The sequence below is a fragment of the Pseudonocardia sp. TRM90224 genome (genome assembly GCF_021245725.1).
Taxonomy (GTDB): domain Bacteria; phylum Actinomycetota; class Actinomycetes; order Mycobacteriales; family Pseudonocardiaceae; genus Pseudonocardia.
In genome coordinates this window covers 786,270-800,301 of record NZ_JAJGSX010000003.1, presented here as the reverse complement: position 1 = coordinate 800,301, position 14,032 = coordinate 786,270, and the positions used below count along the sequence as shown (strand labels likewise).

At 72.1% G+C, this 14,032-nt stretch carries 15 protein-coding genes; 6 read left to right on the top strand and 9 right to left on the bottom strand.

Annotated features, from left to right (window positions below):
• Positions 1 to 17: 17 nt before the first annotated feature.
• Complete coding sequence (locus tag LL648_RS07985) at positions 18 to 800, bottom strand: DUF3027 domain-containing protein (RefSeq protein WP_232661759.1); 783 nt, start codon at positions 798 to 800, stop codon at positions 18 to 20.
• Positions 801 to 818: 18 nt separating this feature from the next.
• On the opposite strand from LL648_RS07985, the gene LL648_RS07980 reads away from it, so the two are divergent.
• From LL648_RS07980 to LL648_RS07970, 3 genes are all read left to right on the top strand, one after another.
• Positions 819 to 1,598: a glutaminyl-peptide cyclotransferase gene (locus LL648_RS07980; RefSeq protein WP_232661758.1), complete on the top strand. Its 780-nt coding sequence runs from the start codon at positions 819 to 821 to the stop codon at positions 1,596 to 1,598.
• A 145-nt stretch (positions 1,599 to 1,743) separates the two neighbouring features.
• Entirely contained in the window at positions 1,744 to 3,456 is a 1,713-nt protein-coding gene (locus LL648_RS07975) for an MFS transporter (protein ID WP_441344301.1), read from the top strand.
• A gap of 23 nt (positions 3,457 to 3,479) precedes the next feature.
• On the top strand, positions 3,480 to 3,950 hold the full coding sequence (locus LL648_RS07970) for a DUF2771 family protein (protein ID WP_232661756.1): 471 nt from the start codon (positions 3,480 to 3,482) through the stop codon (positions 3,948 to 3,950).
• Between the two features lie 149 nt (positions 3,951 to 4,099).
• Here the strand turns inward: LL648_RS07970 and LL648_RS07965 are convergent, their stop codons facing one another.
• The gene (locus tag LL648_RS07965; RefSeq protein ID WP_232661873.1) at positions 4,100 to 4,486 is read right to left on the bottom strand and encodes a cold-shock protein; all 387 of its coding nucleotides are present in this window, start codon (positions 4,484 to 4,486) and stop codon (positions 4,100 to 4,102) included.
• Between the two features lie 161 nt (positions 4,487 to 4,647).
• Entirely contained in the window at positions 4,648 to 6,303 is a 1,656-nt protein-coding gene (locus LL648_RS07960) for an AMP-binding protein (RefSeq protein WP_232661755.1), read from the bottom strand.
• 123 nt (positions 6,304 to 6,426) lie between these two features.
• Here LL648_RS07960 and serS point away from each other — a divergent pair, with 123 nt between their 5' ends.
• Positions 6,427 to 7,692 (top strand): serine--tRNA ligase, encoded by a 1,266-nt coding sequence (gene serS, locus LL648_RS07955; RefSeq protein ID WP_232661754.1) that lies wholly within the window; start codon positions 6,427 to 6,429, stop codon positions 7,690 to 7,692.
• Positions 7,693 to 7,743: 51 nt separating this feature from the next.
• Here serS and LL648_RS07950 read toward each other — a convergent pair whose 3' ends face one another.
• The 6 genes from LL648_RS07950 to LL648_RS07925 all read right to left on the bottom strand — a co-directional run bounded on the left by LL648_RS07950 (position 7,744) and on the right by LL648_RS07925 (position 12,516).
• Positions 7,744 to 8,904, bottom strand: coding sequence for a S8 family peptidase (locus LL648_RS07950; protein ID WP_232661753.1), 1,161 nt, complete (start codon positions 8,902 to 8,904; stop codon positions 7,744 to 7,746).
• Positions 8,905 to 9,087: 183 nt separating this feature from the next.
• Positions 9,088 to 10,170 carry a sulfate/molybdate ABC transporter ATP-binding protein gene (locus tag LL648_RS07945; RefSeq protein WP_232661752.1) on the bottom strand — a complete coding sequence of 361 codons (1,083 nt, stop codon included), beginning with the start codon at positions 10,168 to 10,170 and terminating at the stop codon, positions 9,088 to 9,090.
• On the bottom strand, positions 10,167 to 10,982 hold the full coding sequence (locus LL648_RS07940; RefSeq protein WP_232661751.1) for an ABC transporter permease: 816 nt from the start codon (positions 10,980 to 10,982) through the stop codon (positions 10,167 to 10,169). The genes LL648_RS07945 and LL648_RS07940 overlap by 4 nt, the downstream gene beginning before the upstream one ends.
• Entirely contained in the window at positions 10,979 to 11,737 is a 759-nt protein-coding gene (gene modA / locus LL648_RS07935; RefSeq protein WP_232661750.1) for a molybdate ABC transporter substrate-binding protein, read from the bottom strand. Before modA ends, LL648_RS07940 begins: the two co-directional genes overlap by 4 nt.
• Positions 11,734 to 12,138, bottom strand: a complete 405-nt coding sequence (locus LL648_RS07930) for a TOBE domain-containing protein (protein WP_232661749.1) — start codon at positions 12,136 to 12,138, stop codon at positions 11,734 to 11,736. Before LL648_RS07930 ends, modA begins: the two co-directional genes overlap by 4 nt.
• A 39-nt stretch (positions 12,139 to 12,177) precedes the next feature.
• Complete coding sequence (locus tag LL648_RS07925; protein ID WP_232661748.1) at positions 12,178 to 12,516, bottom strand: hypothetical protein; 339 nt, start codon at positions 12,514 to 12,516, stop codon at positions 12,178 to 12,180.
• Positions 12,517 to 12,675: 159 nt separating this feature from the next.
• Here LL648_RS07925 and moaA point away from each other — a divergent pair, with 159 nt between their 5' ends.
• The gene (gene moaA / locus LL648_RS07920) at positions 12,676 to 13,737 is read left to right on the top strand and encodes a GTP 3',8-cyclase MoaA (protein ID WP_232661747.1); all 1,062 of its coding nucleotides are present in this window, start codon (positions 12,676 to 12,678) and stop codon (positions 13,735 to 13,737) included.
• A gap of 13 nt (positions 13,738 to 13,750) precedes the next feature.
• Positions 13,751 to 14,020 carry a MoaD/ThiS family protein gene (locus LL648_RS07915; protein ID WP_232661746.1) on the top strand — a complete coding sequence of 90 codons (270 nt, stop codon included), beginning with the start codon at positions 13,751 to 13,753 and terminating at the stop codon, positions 14,018 to 14,020.
• Positions 14,021 to 14,032: the final 12 nt, after the last annotated feature.

The following is a 14,032-nucleotide window of genomic DNA, read 5'->3' as shown; positions in this document are numbered from 1 at the left end:
CAGGCTTGGCCCACTCGTCAGGAGGAAGCGGGCTCCAGATCGACGCCGTCGTCGTAGACCAGCTCGGCGACCGCCACCGGGGAGATCTGCTCCGGCTGGACGTCGGAGTGGGCGCCGCAGCCGAACTCGACCTGGACGACGGCGCCGTCGGCGGGAGCGTACTCGTTGCCGCACACCCCGTACGCGGCGCGCAGCGTGCCCGCGAGCGGCAGGTAGAAGCCGCAGGTGCCGCAGTGCGCGGGCGCGGCGCGGGCCATGTCGGCACCCGGCCCGAACTGCCCGTCGTGCCAGCGCTGCGCGGCGGTCTCGCGGCCGAACCGGGAGAGCACACGCGTGCGGCCCAGCCCGATCTCGATCGCGACCTCCTCGACGGCGGGGTCGTCGGACGCGACGTAGGCGGGCACGAGCCGCTCGTCGTCGGGCGGGGTGGGCAGCAGGTCGCCGACGCCGAGGTCACCCGGCCGGATCCGCTCCTCCCACGGCACCCAGGTCGGCGCGACCAGCGCCTCCTTGCCGGGCAGGAGCACGACCTCGCTGACGGTCACGGGCTCGTCGTCGCCGCCGGTGGCGAGCGTGACCGACCAGCGCCAGCCGCGGTAACCGCCGCGGGTGCAGTCGAAGAAGTGGGTGGCGGCGCCGTCTTCGCCGACGACCTCGAGGTGCTCACCGACGGCGGCTTCCGCCTCGTCCGCACCGAGGTCGAAGGCGGCCTCTTCGACAGCCGCCGCCCGCGCTTCGGCCGCGGCGTCCACGAGCCGGGCCGGCAGGTCGAGTGTCGGAAGGGCGCTCACCGGTGGCATTGTGCCACCCTCTGCCACGTGGCAGACCTGTGCCCGCCCGCGGTGCGCGCGCTGGCGGCGGCCCTCGTGCTGGTGATCGCCGGTTGCGGTGCCGGATCGGTGCGGTTCGAAGAGCTGCGGCCCGAGGTGCTGGAACAGGTCCCGCACGACGCGACCGCGTTCACACAAGGCCTCGAGCTGCGCGACGGCGGGCTCTACGAGACCACCGGGGTCTACGGCAGCTCGCAGCTTCGTGAGCTGGACCCGGCGACGGGCGGCGTGCGCCGGGCGGTGCCGCTGCCGCCGACCGCGTTCGGCGAGGGCATGACCGTCGTCGACTCCCGGATCTGGCAGGTGACCTGGAAGGAGGGCGTCGCGTACGAGTGGGACCGCGCGACCTTCGGGCTGCTGCGAGAGGTCCCGATCACCGGCGAGGGCTGGGGGCTTTGCTACGACGGCGGCAGGCTGGTCCGCAGCGACGGCACCAACCGGCTGCGCTTCCACGACCCCACGACGTTCGACGAGCAGGGCTCCGTCGAGGTGACGTTGCGCGGCGAGGCCGTGCCCGGGCTGAACGAGCTGGAGTGCGTCGACGGCGCGGTGTGGGCGAACGTGTGGCCGACCGAACGGATCGTCCGCATCGACCCCGGCAGCGGCGAGGTCACCGGCCTCGTGCAGGCCGCGTCGCTCGTGCCACCCGGCCCGCTCACACCGGGCGCGCTGCTCAACGGCATCGCGGCGGCAGGGGACGGCGAGTTCTGGATCACGGGGAAGTACTGGCCGACGATGTACCGGGTGCGGTTCGAGCCGGCGGCGTAGCGGGTCCCGGGGAGGGCAGGAAAGCCACTTTCCTGCCCCCACAGGGCCTGAAAGTGGCTTTCCTGCCCGAACCCAGCGCCGGACCCCGACGTCAGTGGGTGATCCTCCGACGGGCCCGCGGCAAACCCGGACGGCTGCGGAGGCGATGGGACAGAATGAAGGCGTGTCCCGCTCCGACCCTCCCCAGCCGCGCCGCGGGCGTTGGGGCGGCCGGCGGACGGGGGTCCCGGACGCCGGGGACGGCACCGCGCACTCCTCGCCGGCCCCACCTGGGCAGCAGCCGCGCCCGACCAAGCGCCTGCCCGTGCCGACCGAGCACGACTACACGCCGCGGCGCCGCTACCCCTGGCACGACGACCCCGACTACGACCCCACCGCCCACCGGCGCGTCCAGCCACCGCAGTCGTGGAACCCGCCGCCTGCCCCGCCTCCCGTACAGCCCCCGACACCCCCGCCCCAGCCGCAACAGCAGCAGCGGGGCCCGCGCGACGAGCAGCCCACCGACCCCGTCGAGCAGCCGACCCCGCGCATGCCGCGCAAGCTCACCGTCACCAGGGTGGCCGCGCTGCGCAGCAAGCAGCTGACGCAGAACGGCATCCGCGCGTTCAAGCGCGCGGCGACGGCCGACGGTGCCGACCGCTCCGGCCTCACGGCGCTCACCTACGCGACGATGATGACCTACGCGGTCGACGCCGCGGTCGCCGTCGCGCTGGCCAACACGCTCTTCTTCGCTGCCGCCACGGCGGAGAGCAAGGCGAACGTCGCGCTCTACCTCGCGATCACCGTAGCCCCGTTCGCGGTGGTCGCACCGGTGATCGGGCCGTTGCTCGACCGGTTGCAGCGCGGCCGGCGCGCGGCGCTCGCGTTCTCGTTCGCCGGACGTGCGGTGCTGGCGGTCGTCATGGCGTTCAACTACGAGACGTGGCTGCTCTACCCGGCCGCGCTCGGTTCGCTGGTGCTCAGCAAGACGTTCGTCGTGCTCAAGGCGGCGATCACGCCGAGGGTGCTGCCCGCGGCGATCACGCTCGTCACGACGAACTCGCGACTCACGACGTTCGGGCTGGTCGCGGGCGGCGTGTTCGGTGCGCTCGCGGCCGGGATCGTGCCGCTCTTCGGCTCCCCCGGCGCGCTGTTCTACACCGCGGTGCTCGGCATCGGCGGCACGTTGCTCTGCCTGCGCATCCCGAGGTGGGTCGAGTCGACCGCGGGTGAGGTGCCGGCCGCGATGCGCAGCACCGCGCGCGGCAAGCGCAGGCCGATGGGCCGAGCCGTCGTCGTCGCGCTCTGGGGCAACATCTCGATCAAGATCCTGACCGGCTTCCTGACGCTCTTCGTCGCGTTCGTGGTGAAGGCGCAGACCGGCACCGACGCCACCCGCCAGCTCGCGCTGATCGGCATCGTCGGCGCCGCGGCCGGCCTCGGCACGTTCATCGGCAACGCCGTCGGCTCCCGGCAGCGGTTCGCGCGGTCCGACACGGTGATCGTCTCCTGCATCGTGGCCTCAGTGCTCGTCGCAGTGGTCGCGGCGGTCATCCCGGGCATCGCGACGGCCGCCGTGGTCGGGCTGGTCGGCGCGACGGCCAGCGCCCTGGTCAAGGTGTGCCTCGACGCCGTGATCCAGCGCGACCTGCCGGAGGAGTCGCGCGCCTCGGCGTTCGGGCGGTCGGAGACCGTGCTCCAGCTCGCGTGGGTGTTCGGCGGCGCCCTCGGCGTGCTGCTGCCGCACGACACGTACTGGATCGGGTTCACCGTGGTCGCGGCGCTCGTCGCGCTCTCCGGCGCGCAGACGACGCTGCTCAGCAAGGGCCGCAGCCTCCTGCCCTTCCTGCACCGGCGGCCCGCCCGCGTCACTCCCTGAGCCGTCATCCGTATGGTGGTCGGGTGCGCCGCCTGCTCCTCGTGCTCCCCGTCCTGCTGCTGGTCGGGGCGTGTGGCGGGGAGACGCAGCCGCTGGTGACGTTCGCGACGGGCGCCGCCAGCATCGTCGCGAAGCCCGCGCAGTTCTGCGACCTCAAGGTCACCGACTGCCAGAAGGACGACACCGCACCCGTCGAGCTGGCGGTGCCGCCCGGCACGCCGTTGACGATCACGGTGCCGGCCGACGTCGCGTCGACACCGTGGATCGTGGTGTTCGCCTACCGCGACGCCACCGGCCAGCAGGTGGAGGGCCGCGGCCCGCTGCTGGGCGCCGGCAAGCCGAACGAGTACGCGCTCGAACTGCCCGCGCCCACCGACCGCCTGCTGGGGGCGCAGGTGCAGCAGTTCGGCGCGCTGCCGACCGCGAACGAGGGCACCACCGAGATCAGCTTCCCGATCCGCGCGACCTGGGTGCTGACGGCGGCACCGGCGTAGGCCACCCACTCGCCGGTCCACAGGCGGGATGCGTGCGTTCCGCACGCGTTGCCAGGAAAGTGGCTTTCCTGGCGCCACAGGACAGGAGAGTGGCTTTCCTGGCACTGACTCCCGGCCGGCCGCCGCTTATCCGCGCCGGCCAGGTCGGTTCAGCCGTCCAGGTCGCGCGCTACGGCGCGGACGACCTCGGCGGCGAGCTTCGACGTGCGGCGGTCGGGGTAGCGGCCGCGGCGCAGGTCGGGCTGCACCTTCGTCTCCAGCAGCCGGATCATGTCCTCGATCAGGCTGTGCAGGTCCTCGGCCGGGCGGCGGACCGCCTCGACGACGGACGGCGGTGCGTCGACGAGCCGGACCGAGAGCGCCTGCGGGCCGCGGCGACCCTCCGCCATCCCGAACTCGACGCGCTGCCCCGGTTTCAGCGCCGTGAGCCCCGCCGGCAGCGCGGCCTTGCGGACATAGACGTCCTCGCCGCCGTCCTGAGCGAGGAAACCGAAGCCCTTGTCCGCGTCGTACCACTTGACCCTGCCGGTCGGCACCTTGCTCACCCGTTCCTCGATTCGACCCACGCCGTGCCCCACCACGTGCCACACGACGAACGCGCCCCGGAGCGACACCGGGACGCGTGCGACCACCCTACTGCGCACAACCGTTTGTGCGTAGCGATTCTTGCGAGGAGAAGGGGTCTTGGAGCCGTCGCTCAGGCGTTGCGGGCGGCGGCCGCATTTCCCAGGTCGAGCAGCTCGACGCTCTTCTCCCGCATCTCCACCTTTCGCACCTTTCCCGTCACTGTCATCGGGAATTCCTCCACGACGAGCACGTACCGGGGGATCTTGTAGTGCGCGAGCTTGCCGGTGGAGAACTCGCGGACAGATTCGGCGGTGAGCGGTTCAGCTCCTTCCCGCATGGTCACCCACGCGCACAGCTCCTCGCCGTACTTCGCATCGGGAACGCCGATGACCTGCGCGTCCAGCACATCCGGGTGGGTGTAGAGGAACTCCTCGATCTCGCGCGGATAGATGTTCTCGCCGCCGCGGATCACCATGTCCTTGATCCGGCCGGTAATGTTGACATACCCGTCGGAATCCATGACGCCGATGTCGCCGGTGTGCATCCAGCGGGCCCGGTCGATCGATTCCGCGGTCTTCTCCGGCTCGTTCCAATAGCCGAGCATCACCGAATATCCGCGCGTGCACAGCTCGCCGGGCTCGCCGCGGGGCAGCGTCAGCCCGGTCTCCGGGTCGACGACCTTGACCTCGACGTGCGGGTGCACCCGCCCCACCGTCGAGACGCGCAGCTCCAGCGAGTCGTCGGCGCGGGTCTGCGTGGAGACCGGCGACGTCTCGGTCATGCCGTAGCAGATCGTCACCTCGGTCATGCCCATCCGGTCGACGACCTGCTTCATCACCTCGACCGGGCACGGCGAGCCGGCCATGATCCCGGTGCGCAGGCTGGACAGGTCGTACGACTCGAACTCGGGGTCGTTCAGCTCGGCGATGAACATCGTCGGCACGCCGTACAGCGACGTGCAGCGCTCCGACGCGACGGCGTGCAGCGTGGCCTTCGGGTCGAACCCGGGCCCCGGGATGACCATCGTCGCGCCGTTCGTCGTGCAGCCGAGGTTGCCCATCACCATGCCGAAGCAGTGGTAGAAGGGCACGGGGATGCAGACGCGGTCGGCGGGGGTGTAGCCGCAGATCCGGCCGACGAAGTAGCCGTTGTTGAGGATGTTGTGGTGGCTGAGCGTCGCGCCCTTCGGGAAGCCCGTGGTGCCCGACGTGTACTGGATGTTGATCGGGTCGTCGGGGCTCAGCGCGGCCTGCAGTTCGGTGAGGCGCGCCCGGTCGCCGTCGCGGCCGGCGGCCACCAGCTCGTCCCAGCCGGACGTCCCGATGAGGACGACCGCCCGCAGCCCCGCGCACCGCGGCCGGACCTGCTCGATCATCCCCGCGTAGTCGGAGGTCTTGAAGCTCGTCGCCGCGACCAGCAGCGAGATCTCGGCCTGGTTGAGCACGAACTCCAGCTCGTGCGTCCGGTAGGCCGGGTTGATGTTGACGAGGATCGCGCCGATCTTCGCGGTGGCGTACTGCACGAGCGTCCACTCGGCGAGGTTCGGCGCCCAGATGCCGACCCGGTCGCCCTTCGCCACGCCGTTCGCCAGCAGCCCGAGCGCGACGGTGTCGACGTCGTCGCGCAGCTGCTGGTACGTCCACCGCCGGCCGGTCGGGACCTCGACCAGCGCCTCCGCGTCGGGCTGCGCGGCGACGGTCCGGTCGAAGTTGTCGCCGATGGTGTCGCCGAGCAGCGGGACGTCCGAGATCCCGGACGCGTACGAAGGCACAACGAGTGCGGACACAGCACGGCCTCTCCGTCTATGAGTGGTGCGCCCCACATCGTGCGACGCAGCGTGCGGGGCACAACACCTCCGGATGGGGAGGCGGCCCGAAATCCGCTTCTCCCTCGCCGATACCCTGGGGCGATGCACGACCCTCGCGTCCTGCTCGACCCCGCCACCGATGCCGTCCGCAAGCTTGCGCGGCGCGGCTTCTCCCTCGACGTCACCGCGCTGGAGAAGCTGCTTTCCAGCCGCAACTCCGCGATCCAACGCGGGGACGATGCGCGCGGCGAGTCGAAGCGCGTCGCCACCTCCGTCAAGGGCGCGGCACCCGAGGAGCGGGCGCAGCTGGTGGAGCGGGCGCGCGAGCTGAAGGGCGTGGTCGCCGCCGCGGAGGAGGAGCACCGCACGCTGGAGGCGGAGCTGCAGGACCTCCTGCTGGGCATCCCGAACCTGCCGCTCGACGAGCTGCCCGACGGCGCCTCGGAGGACGACGCCCAGCTGGTGCGCACGTGGGGCGAGCCGCCCACGTTCGACTTCGCGCCGCTCGATCACGTCGACCTGGGCGAAAGGTTGGGGATCCTCGACCTGCCGCGCGCGACGAAGCTGTCCGGGCCCCGTTTTGCGGTGCTCAAGGGAAAGGGTGCCGCGCTGGAGCGCGCGATCGCGCGCTTCCTGCTCGAGCTGCACACGGAGCACAACGGCTACACCGAGTTCTCGGTGCCGACGCTCGTCAACAGGGTCTCGATGACCGGCACGGGCCAGCTGCCGAAGTTCGAGCACGACCTGTTCAAGACCGGCGTCGGCGAGACCGAGCTGTACCTCATCCCGACGGCCGAGGTGCCGCTGACGAACCTGCACGCCAAGGAGACCCTCGCCACCGAGGAGCTCCCGCTCGCCTACACCGCGCACACGCCGTGCTTCCGCTCCGAGGCCGGCTCGTACGGCCGCGACACCCGGGGGCTGGTGCGGCTGCACGAGTTCTCGAAGGTCGAGCTGGTGCGGGTGGTCGAGGCCGAGCGGTCGCGCGCCGAGCTGGAGGTGCTGCTCGGGCACGCCGAGGCGGCGATGCAGGCGCTCGGGCTCGCGTACCGCGTGATCAAGCTGCCGGCCGGCGACATCGGCTTCTCCGCGCAGATCACCTACGACATCGAGGTGTGGCTGCCGGGGCAGCAGAAGTACCGCGAGATCTCGTCCTGCTCCGACTTCGGCACGTTCCAGGCCCGCCGGGCCGGCATCCGAACGAAGAGCAAGGAGGGGGCACGCGGCTTCGCCGCCACCCTCAACGGCTCCGGTCTCCCCATCGGCCGCACCCTCGTCGCGATCCTGGAGCAGGGGCAGCAGGCCGACGGGTCGGTGCAGATCCCGGACGTCCTGGTGCCGTACACGGGCTTCGACAAGCTCAGCTGAACCGCCACCGGAAGCACCGGACGGCCCGCGGTAGGTGTGCCCTTTTGGCGGTCAGAGGCCGCCGGTGTTGAGGAGGCGGTTGGGGGTGCCGCCCACGTCACCGCCGATCACGACGCCCGGCGTCGCGTTGTCGATGATCCACTGCTCGATGGTGCGGCTCGACGCGTCGCCGTGCACCTGCTTGTACATCGCGGCGACGCCCGCGGCGAACGGCGCGGCCATCGACGTGCCGGTGTAGGAGGCCGTCTTCCCGCCGGGGACGGGCGCGACGATGCTCGTTCCCGGCGCGTAGATGTCGACGCACGGACCGGTCGAGGACGTCTCGTTTCGCTTGTCGTCGATCCGCGAGTTGGCGACCACGAGCACGCCGTCGGCTGCACGCGGCGCGGCGCCGCAGTCGTTGCCGCCGGTGTTGCCGGCCGAGGAGGCGATGAAGACGCCCTTGCCGATCAGCTGCGTGATCGCCGTGAGCAGGAGGTCGGACGCCCCGTAGGCCCAAGACATCACCGCGACCGACGGGCCCGCGATGTCGCCCGCGACGAACTCGATGCCCGCGAGCAGCGAGGAGAGCGTCCCGGCACCGGTGCAGTCGAGCACCTTCACCGAGCGGACCCGCGCCTCCTTGGCCACCCCGTAGTCCTGCGACGCCGCGATGCCGGCGACGACCGTGCCGTGGCCGTCGCAGTCGCCGGCGAGGTCGTCGATCGTGTTCACCGCGGTGCTGGCGCGCCCGCCGAACTGCGGGTGCCCGATGTCGACGCCGGTGTCCAGCACGAAGATCGTCACGCCGGCGCCGGTCGCGTTGGCCGTGTAGGACTTGTCGAGCGGGAGGTTGCGCTGGTCGATCCGGTCGAGGCCCCAGTTGCGCGGATCGGCCTGCACGCCCTCGCTCAGCCGGACGCTCTTCGGCCCGAGCGGGTTGATCGTGCGGTCCTCCTCGACCTCGACCACGCCGGACCGGCCGCGCAGCTGCGAGAGCTGCCTCGCGGTCAGCGGCGCGGCGAAGCCGGCGAAGGCGCGCTCGTAGGTCGTGGTCGGGTGGATGCCGAGCTCCTTCGCGGCTGCGGCGGCGGTCGCGGGGGAGTCGGTGCGCACGACGTAGGCGGACGTCGCCGTCGCCGCAGCGGCCATCGCGCTGCCCTGGCCCGCGAGCAGCACGACGAGCTGCAGGGTGATCACCACCAAGGCGATCCGCAGTAGCCGGGACGTCACGTGTAGCAACGCTACGGATCTGCAACTGGAGCGACCAGAGACACGATCGTGGCTGGTGTGACTCCTGTGCACTATGGGGTGACCGTGGGTTGCCGCCCCTCCGGACCGGCAACGAACCTGCCCACCGTTTTGCCAACCTGCACACGCTGGAGCCCGTGCAGGTTGGCAAAACGGTGGGGAACTTCAGCCCGCGGCGTGCACCTGCACCTCGGTGGCCTTCACCGCGAACCAGAGCTCGACGCCCGGCTCGGCGCCGAGATCGGCGACGGCGGCCGGGGTGACGTCGGCAGCGAGCCCGTCGACCCAGGCCGGCCCGCCGGCGACCGCCGCGGCGCGCAGCCGCACGACGTCGCCGTGCGGCTCGATCGCCGCGAGCCGGACGGGCACCACGTTGCGCGGGCTGCCCTCGGGGCGGCTGTTGTAGACGGCCACCGCGGACGGCGGGAACACCGCGACGGCGGACTCGCCATCCCGCAGCCCGGCGGAGAGCCCGGCGACGACCAGCCCGTCGGCCGTGCGCAGGCCGTCGGCGCAGGCCTCACCGGGCACGAGGTCGAGCCCGGCGATCCGCGCGGTGAACGGGCTGCGCGGCCGCGCGAGCACCTCACGCGCCGGCCCCGACTCGACGACGGATCCGCCGGTCAGCACCACCACCCTGTCGGCCAGCACCAGCGCGTCCAGCGCCGAGTGCGTCACCAGCACCGCCGTCTGCTTGCGGTCCTTCACCACCCGCCGCAGCAGGGAACGCATCGCGGGCGCCGAGTCGACGTCGAGCGCGGCGAGCGGCTCGTCGAGCAGCAGCAGCTCCGGACCCGGGGCGAGCGCGCGGGCGAGCGCCACCCGCTGCTGCTGGCCACCCGACATCTGCGCGGGCCTGCGGTCGGCGAGCTCGGCGACGTCGACCGCGGCGAGCAGCTCGCGGGCCCGCTCCTCGGCCTCCTGCCGGGCGACGCCCTGCGCCCGCGGGCCGAATGCGACGTTCGCCAGCGCCGTGAGGTGCGGGAACAGCATGGCCTGCTGGGCGAGCAGCCCGACCCCGCGCCGGTGCGGCGGCACGTGCACGCCGTCGCCGGTGACGATGCGGTCGCCCAGGCGGACCGTGCCGTCGTCGGGCCGCAGCAGCCCGGCGAGCACGCCGAGCAGCGTCGACTTGCCGGCGCCGTTCGGCCCGAGCACGGCGAGCACCTCCCCGGGCTGCGCCGCCACGTCGACCTCGAGCGTGAACGACGGCCTGCGCACGACGATCCGCGCCGCGAGACCGCTCATCGCAGCCCCTCCACACCCCGCGGCCGCGCCACCGCGATCACCACGACCGCGACGACGACCAGCAGCAACGAGAGCGCGACAGCGGCGTCGACGTCGCTCTCCCGCTCCAGGTAGACCAGCAGCGGCAGCGTCCGTGTGGTGCCCTGCAGGCTGCCGGCGAACGCGATCGTCGCCCCGAACTCGCCGAGGCAACGCGCGAACGCGAGCACCGCACCGGACGCCAACCCCGGCAGCACGAGCGGCACCGTGACCCTGCGGAAGGCGTAGGACGGCGATGCGCCGAGCGTCGCCGCGACCGCCTCGTACCGCTGCCCCGCGGTGCGCAGCGCGCCTTCCATGCTCACCACGAGGAACGGCAGCGCGACGAACGTCTGCGCGAGCACGACCGCCGCCGTCGTGAACGGGATGGTCACGCCGAACCACACGTCGATGCCACGGCCGAGCAGCCCGGTACGGCCGAGCAGGAACAGCAGCGCGAGCCCACCGACGACGGGCGGGAGCACGAGCGGCAGCAGCACGACCGAGCGCAGCAGCCGCAGCCCGCCGAGCCGGCCGCGGGCCAGCACCGTCGCGAGCGGCCCACCGAGCAGGATGCACAGCGTGGTCGAGATGGCCGCGGTCTCCAGCGAGAGCCGCAGCGCGTCCAGCGCCGATGTGCTGAGCAGCAGTTCGGGCAGCCGCAGCCAGTCGGCCCGGACGGCCAGGCCGACGACGGGCAGCGCGATCAGCGCGAACGCGAACCCCGCCGGCACCCAGAGCAGCGCGGGGAGCGCTACGCCCGTCTCGTGCGTGTGCGACCTGCTGCGCGTCACGTCGTCCCGAAACCGGCCGCCCCCAAGACCTTCTTCCCGTCCTCGCCGGTCACGAGCTGCTGGAACGACGCCGCGAGCTCGGCCTGCGGCGCGTTCTTCACCACCGCGATCGGGTAGTTGGTGGTCGCCTGCGCCGCGTCGGGGAACGGGACGCCCTGCACGGTGTCCTTGGCCGCGGCGACGTCGGTGACGTAGACGAGCCCGGCGTCGGCGTCGCCGGAGGCCACCTTGCCGAGCGTCGACTTGACGTCCGGCTCCTCGCTGACCGGGGTGAGCGTCACGCCGGTCGCTTTCTCGATCTTCTCGGCGGCCGCGCCGCAGGGCACCTGCGGCGCGCAGACGACGACCTTCAGGCCCGGCTTCGCCAGGTCGGCGAACGCCGCGATGCCCTTCGGGTTGCCGGGCACGGTGGCGATCTGCAGCACGTTCGTCGCGAAGATCGTCGGCGCGGCGGTGGTCAGCGAGGCGTCGGTGACCGTCTTCATGGTGGCGTCGCTGGCGGCGGCGAACACGTCGGCCGGGGCGCCGTTGACGATCTGCTGGGCGAGGTCGGAGGAACCGGCGAAGTTGAACGTCACCGTGACGCCGGGGTGGTCCGTCTCGAACCGCTTGCCGAGCTCGGTGAAGGTGTCCTTCAGCGACGCGGCCGCGAAGACGGTGACCGTCCGCGGGTCGGGCTGGGAGGTCGCTGGAGGAGCGCTCGCGCAACCCGCGGTCAGCAACAAGGCGCCGGCGATGAGAGCGCGGACCTTCACGAGGCTCCCCCGGGGGTCTCCACCACGACGGTGGTGGACTTGATCACGGCGACGGCCAGCACGCCGGGTTCGAGGCCCAGCTCGTGCACCGCCTCCGTCGACATCAGCGAGACGACACGATGTGGGCCGCACTGCATCTCGACCTGCGCCATCACCTTGTCCGTGACGACTGACGTCACCAGCCCGACCAGCCGGTTGCGCGCGGAGCGCTGCACGTCGGACGGGTCGGGCGCGGAGCTGGCGTGCTCGCGCGCGAACGCGGCGAGCGCGGCGCCGTCGATGACCTTGCGGTTGGATGCGTCGTTCGTCACAGGCAGCGTGCCGGCGTCCACCCAGCGCCGGACGGTGTCGTCGCTGACGCCGAGCAACCGCGCTGCGTCGGAAATCCTGAAATGCGGCACAACGCGGATCCTAAGTCCGCGATTGCAATTTTGACCAGCTCACGTGACCTCAGCGACCACGCTCACCCCGGAGCCTTCTCGGGACTCCCACGCCCACGTCTCGTGCATCTCCAGGTTGCCGTCGGCGCGCTCGACGATCTGCGAGACACAACGCCCGCTCGCCGTCTCGCCGGCCGTGTCGATGTGGACGTATCGAAAGGTCAGCTCGGCGCCGAACCTGGTCCCGACCAGGTATCCGCGGGCGACCGCGCCGCCGGCGTACTCGGCCCAGATGGTGGCGCCGTCCTGGTGGTAGTGGAATCGCGTGGCCGCACCGACATCGCCGTCGGCGGTGTTCGAGACGCCCGCGAAGATCTTGCCGTCGAGAACCGGGTCCATGGGCGAATGGAACACGACTCGCCTTTCGGGCAGCTCGGCCAGGGCGGCCCCACTGCAGCTGCGGCGGGTTGCCCCGATCTTCGCCGCGGATGCGGACCTGCGGATTTCCGCAGTTCCCGGCCCGGGTTGGAGATCGTCGACGGCGGTTACGCTCGTGATGTGACGGCTACCGAGCTCGGTCTTCCCGCTGTGCGGCGGGGCGCCACCACCGACCCCGCCCGCCCGGCCGACCCCCGACTCGTCGACTCGTTCGGACGGGTCGCAACCGACCTGCGCGTATCGCTGACCGACCGCTGCAACCTGCGCTGCACGTACTGCATGCCGGCAGAGGGCCTCGACTGGATGCCCCGCGACGAGCAGCTCACCGACGACGAGCTGATGCGGCTGATCCGGATCGCGGTCCGCGACCTCGGCATCACGGAGCTGCGGTTCACCGGCGGCGAGCCGCTGCTGCGCAGGGGCCTCGAGGGCCTCGTCGCCGCCTCGGCTGCGCTGGAACCTCGCCCCGACATCTCGCTCACCACCAACGGCATCGGGCTCGCCCGCCGGGCGGCATCCCTCGCTGAGGCGGGGGTGAACCGGCTCAACGTCTCGATGGACACGCTGCGCCCGGAGCGGTTCGCCACCATCACCCGCCGCGACCGGCTCTCCGACGTGCTCGACGGCCTGGCCGCGGCCCGCGAGGCCGGACTGGACCCCGTCAAGATCAACAGTGTGCTGCTGCGCGGCGTGAACGACGACGAGGCGGCCGACCTGCTGCGCTTCGCCGTCGAGAACCGCTACGAGCTGCGGTTCATCGAGCAGATGCCGCTCGACGCACAGCACGGCTGGGAACGCTCGGAGATGATCACGGCCGGCGAGATCATGCAGTCGCTGCAGCGGGAGTTCACGCTCACGCCCGACCCGACCGAGCGCGGCGGCGCGCCCGCCGAGCGCTGGGTCGTCGACGGCGGGCCGTCGGTCGTCGGTGTCATCGCCTCGGTCACGCGCCCGTTCTGCGGCGCTTGCGACCGCACGCGGCTCACCGCCGACGGACAGATCCGCTCGTGCCTCTTCGCGCGGACGGAGACCGACCTGCGCGCCATGCTGCGCGACGGGGCCGACGACGGCGCGATCGCCGACGCGTGGCGGCAGGCCATGTGGGCGAAGCTCGCCGGCCACGGCATCGACGACCCCGGCTTCCTGCAACCCGACCGTCCGATGAGCGCCATCGGCGGATGAGGACGATGAACGCATGAGCACCACCACGACCACGCTCGTGACCGTCCGGTACTTCGCCGCGGCCCGCGCCGCCGCGGGTGTCGAGAGCGAACCGGTCGAGCTGGCCGCGGAGAGCACGGTCGACGACCTGCTCGACGCCCTGCGCGCCCGGCACGAGCCCGCGTTCGCGCGGGTGCTGCAGCGCTGCAGCTTCCTCCTCGACGAGGTCGCCGTCCGCGACCGCACGACCGTGCTCCCCCACGCCGCGACCGTCGACGTCCTGCCCCCGTTCGCCGGCGGCTGACCCCAAATCTCC

Excerpts from the sequence above, each read along its gene's own strand:
- LL648_RS07975 (WP_441344301.1), top strand. The coding sequence starts at position 1,744 with ATGGGACAGAATGAAGGCGTGTCCCGCTCCGACCCTCCCCAGCCGCGC.
- LL648_RS07985 (WP_232661759.1), bottom strand. The coding sequence starts at position 800 with ATGCCACCGGTGAGCGCCCTTCCGACACTCGACCTGCCGGCCCGGCTC.
- LL648_RS07915 (WP_232661746.1), top strand. The coding sequence starts at position 13,751 with ATGAGCACCACCACGACCACGCTCGTGACCGTCCGGTACTTCGCCGCG.
- LL648_RS07925 (WP_232661748.1), bottom strand. The coding sequence starts at position 12,516 with ATGGACCCGGTTCTCGACGGCAAGATCTTCGCGGGCGTCTCGAACACC.
- LL648_RS07945 (WP_232661752.1), bottom strand. The coding sequence starts at position 10,170 with ATGAGCGGTCTCGCGGCGCGGATCGTCGTGCGCAGGCCGTCGTTCACG.
- serS (WP_232661754.1), top strand. The coding sequence starts at position 6,427 with ATGCACGACCCTCGCGTCCTGCTCGACCCCGCCACCGATGCCGTCCGC.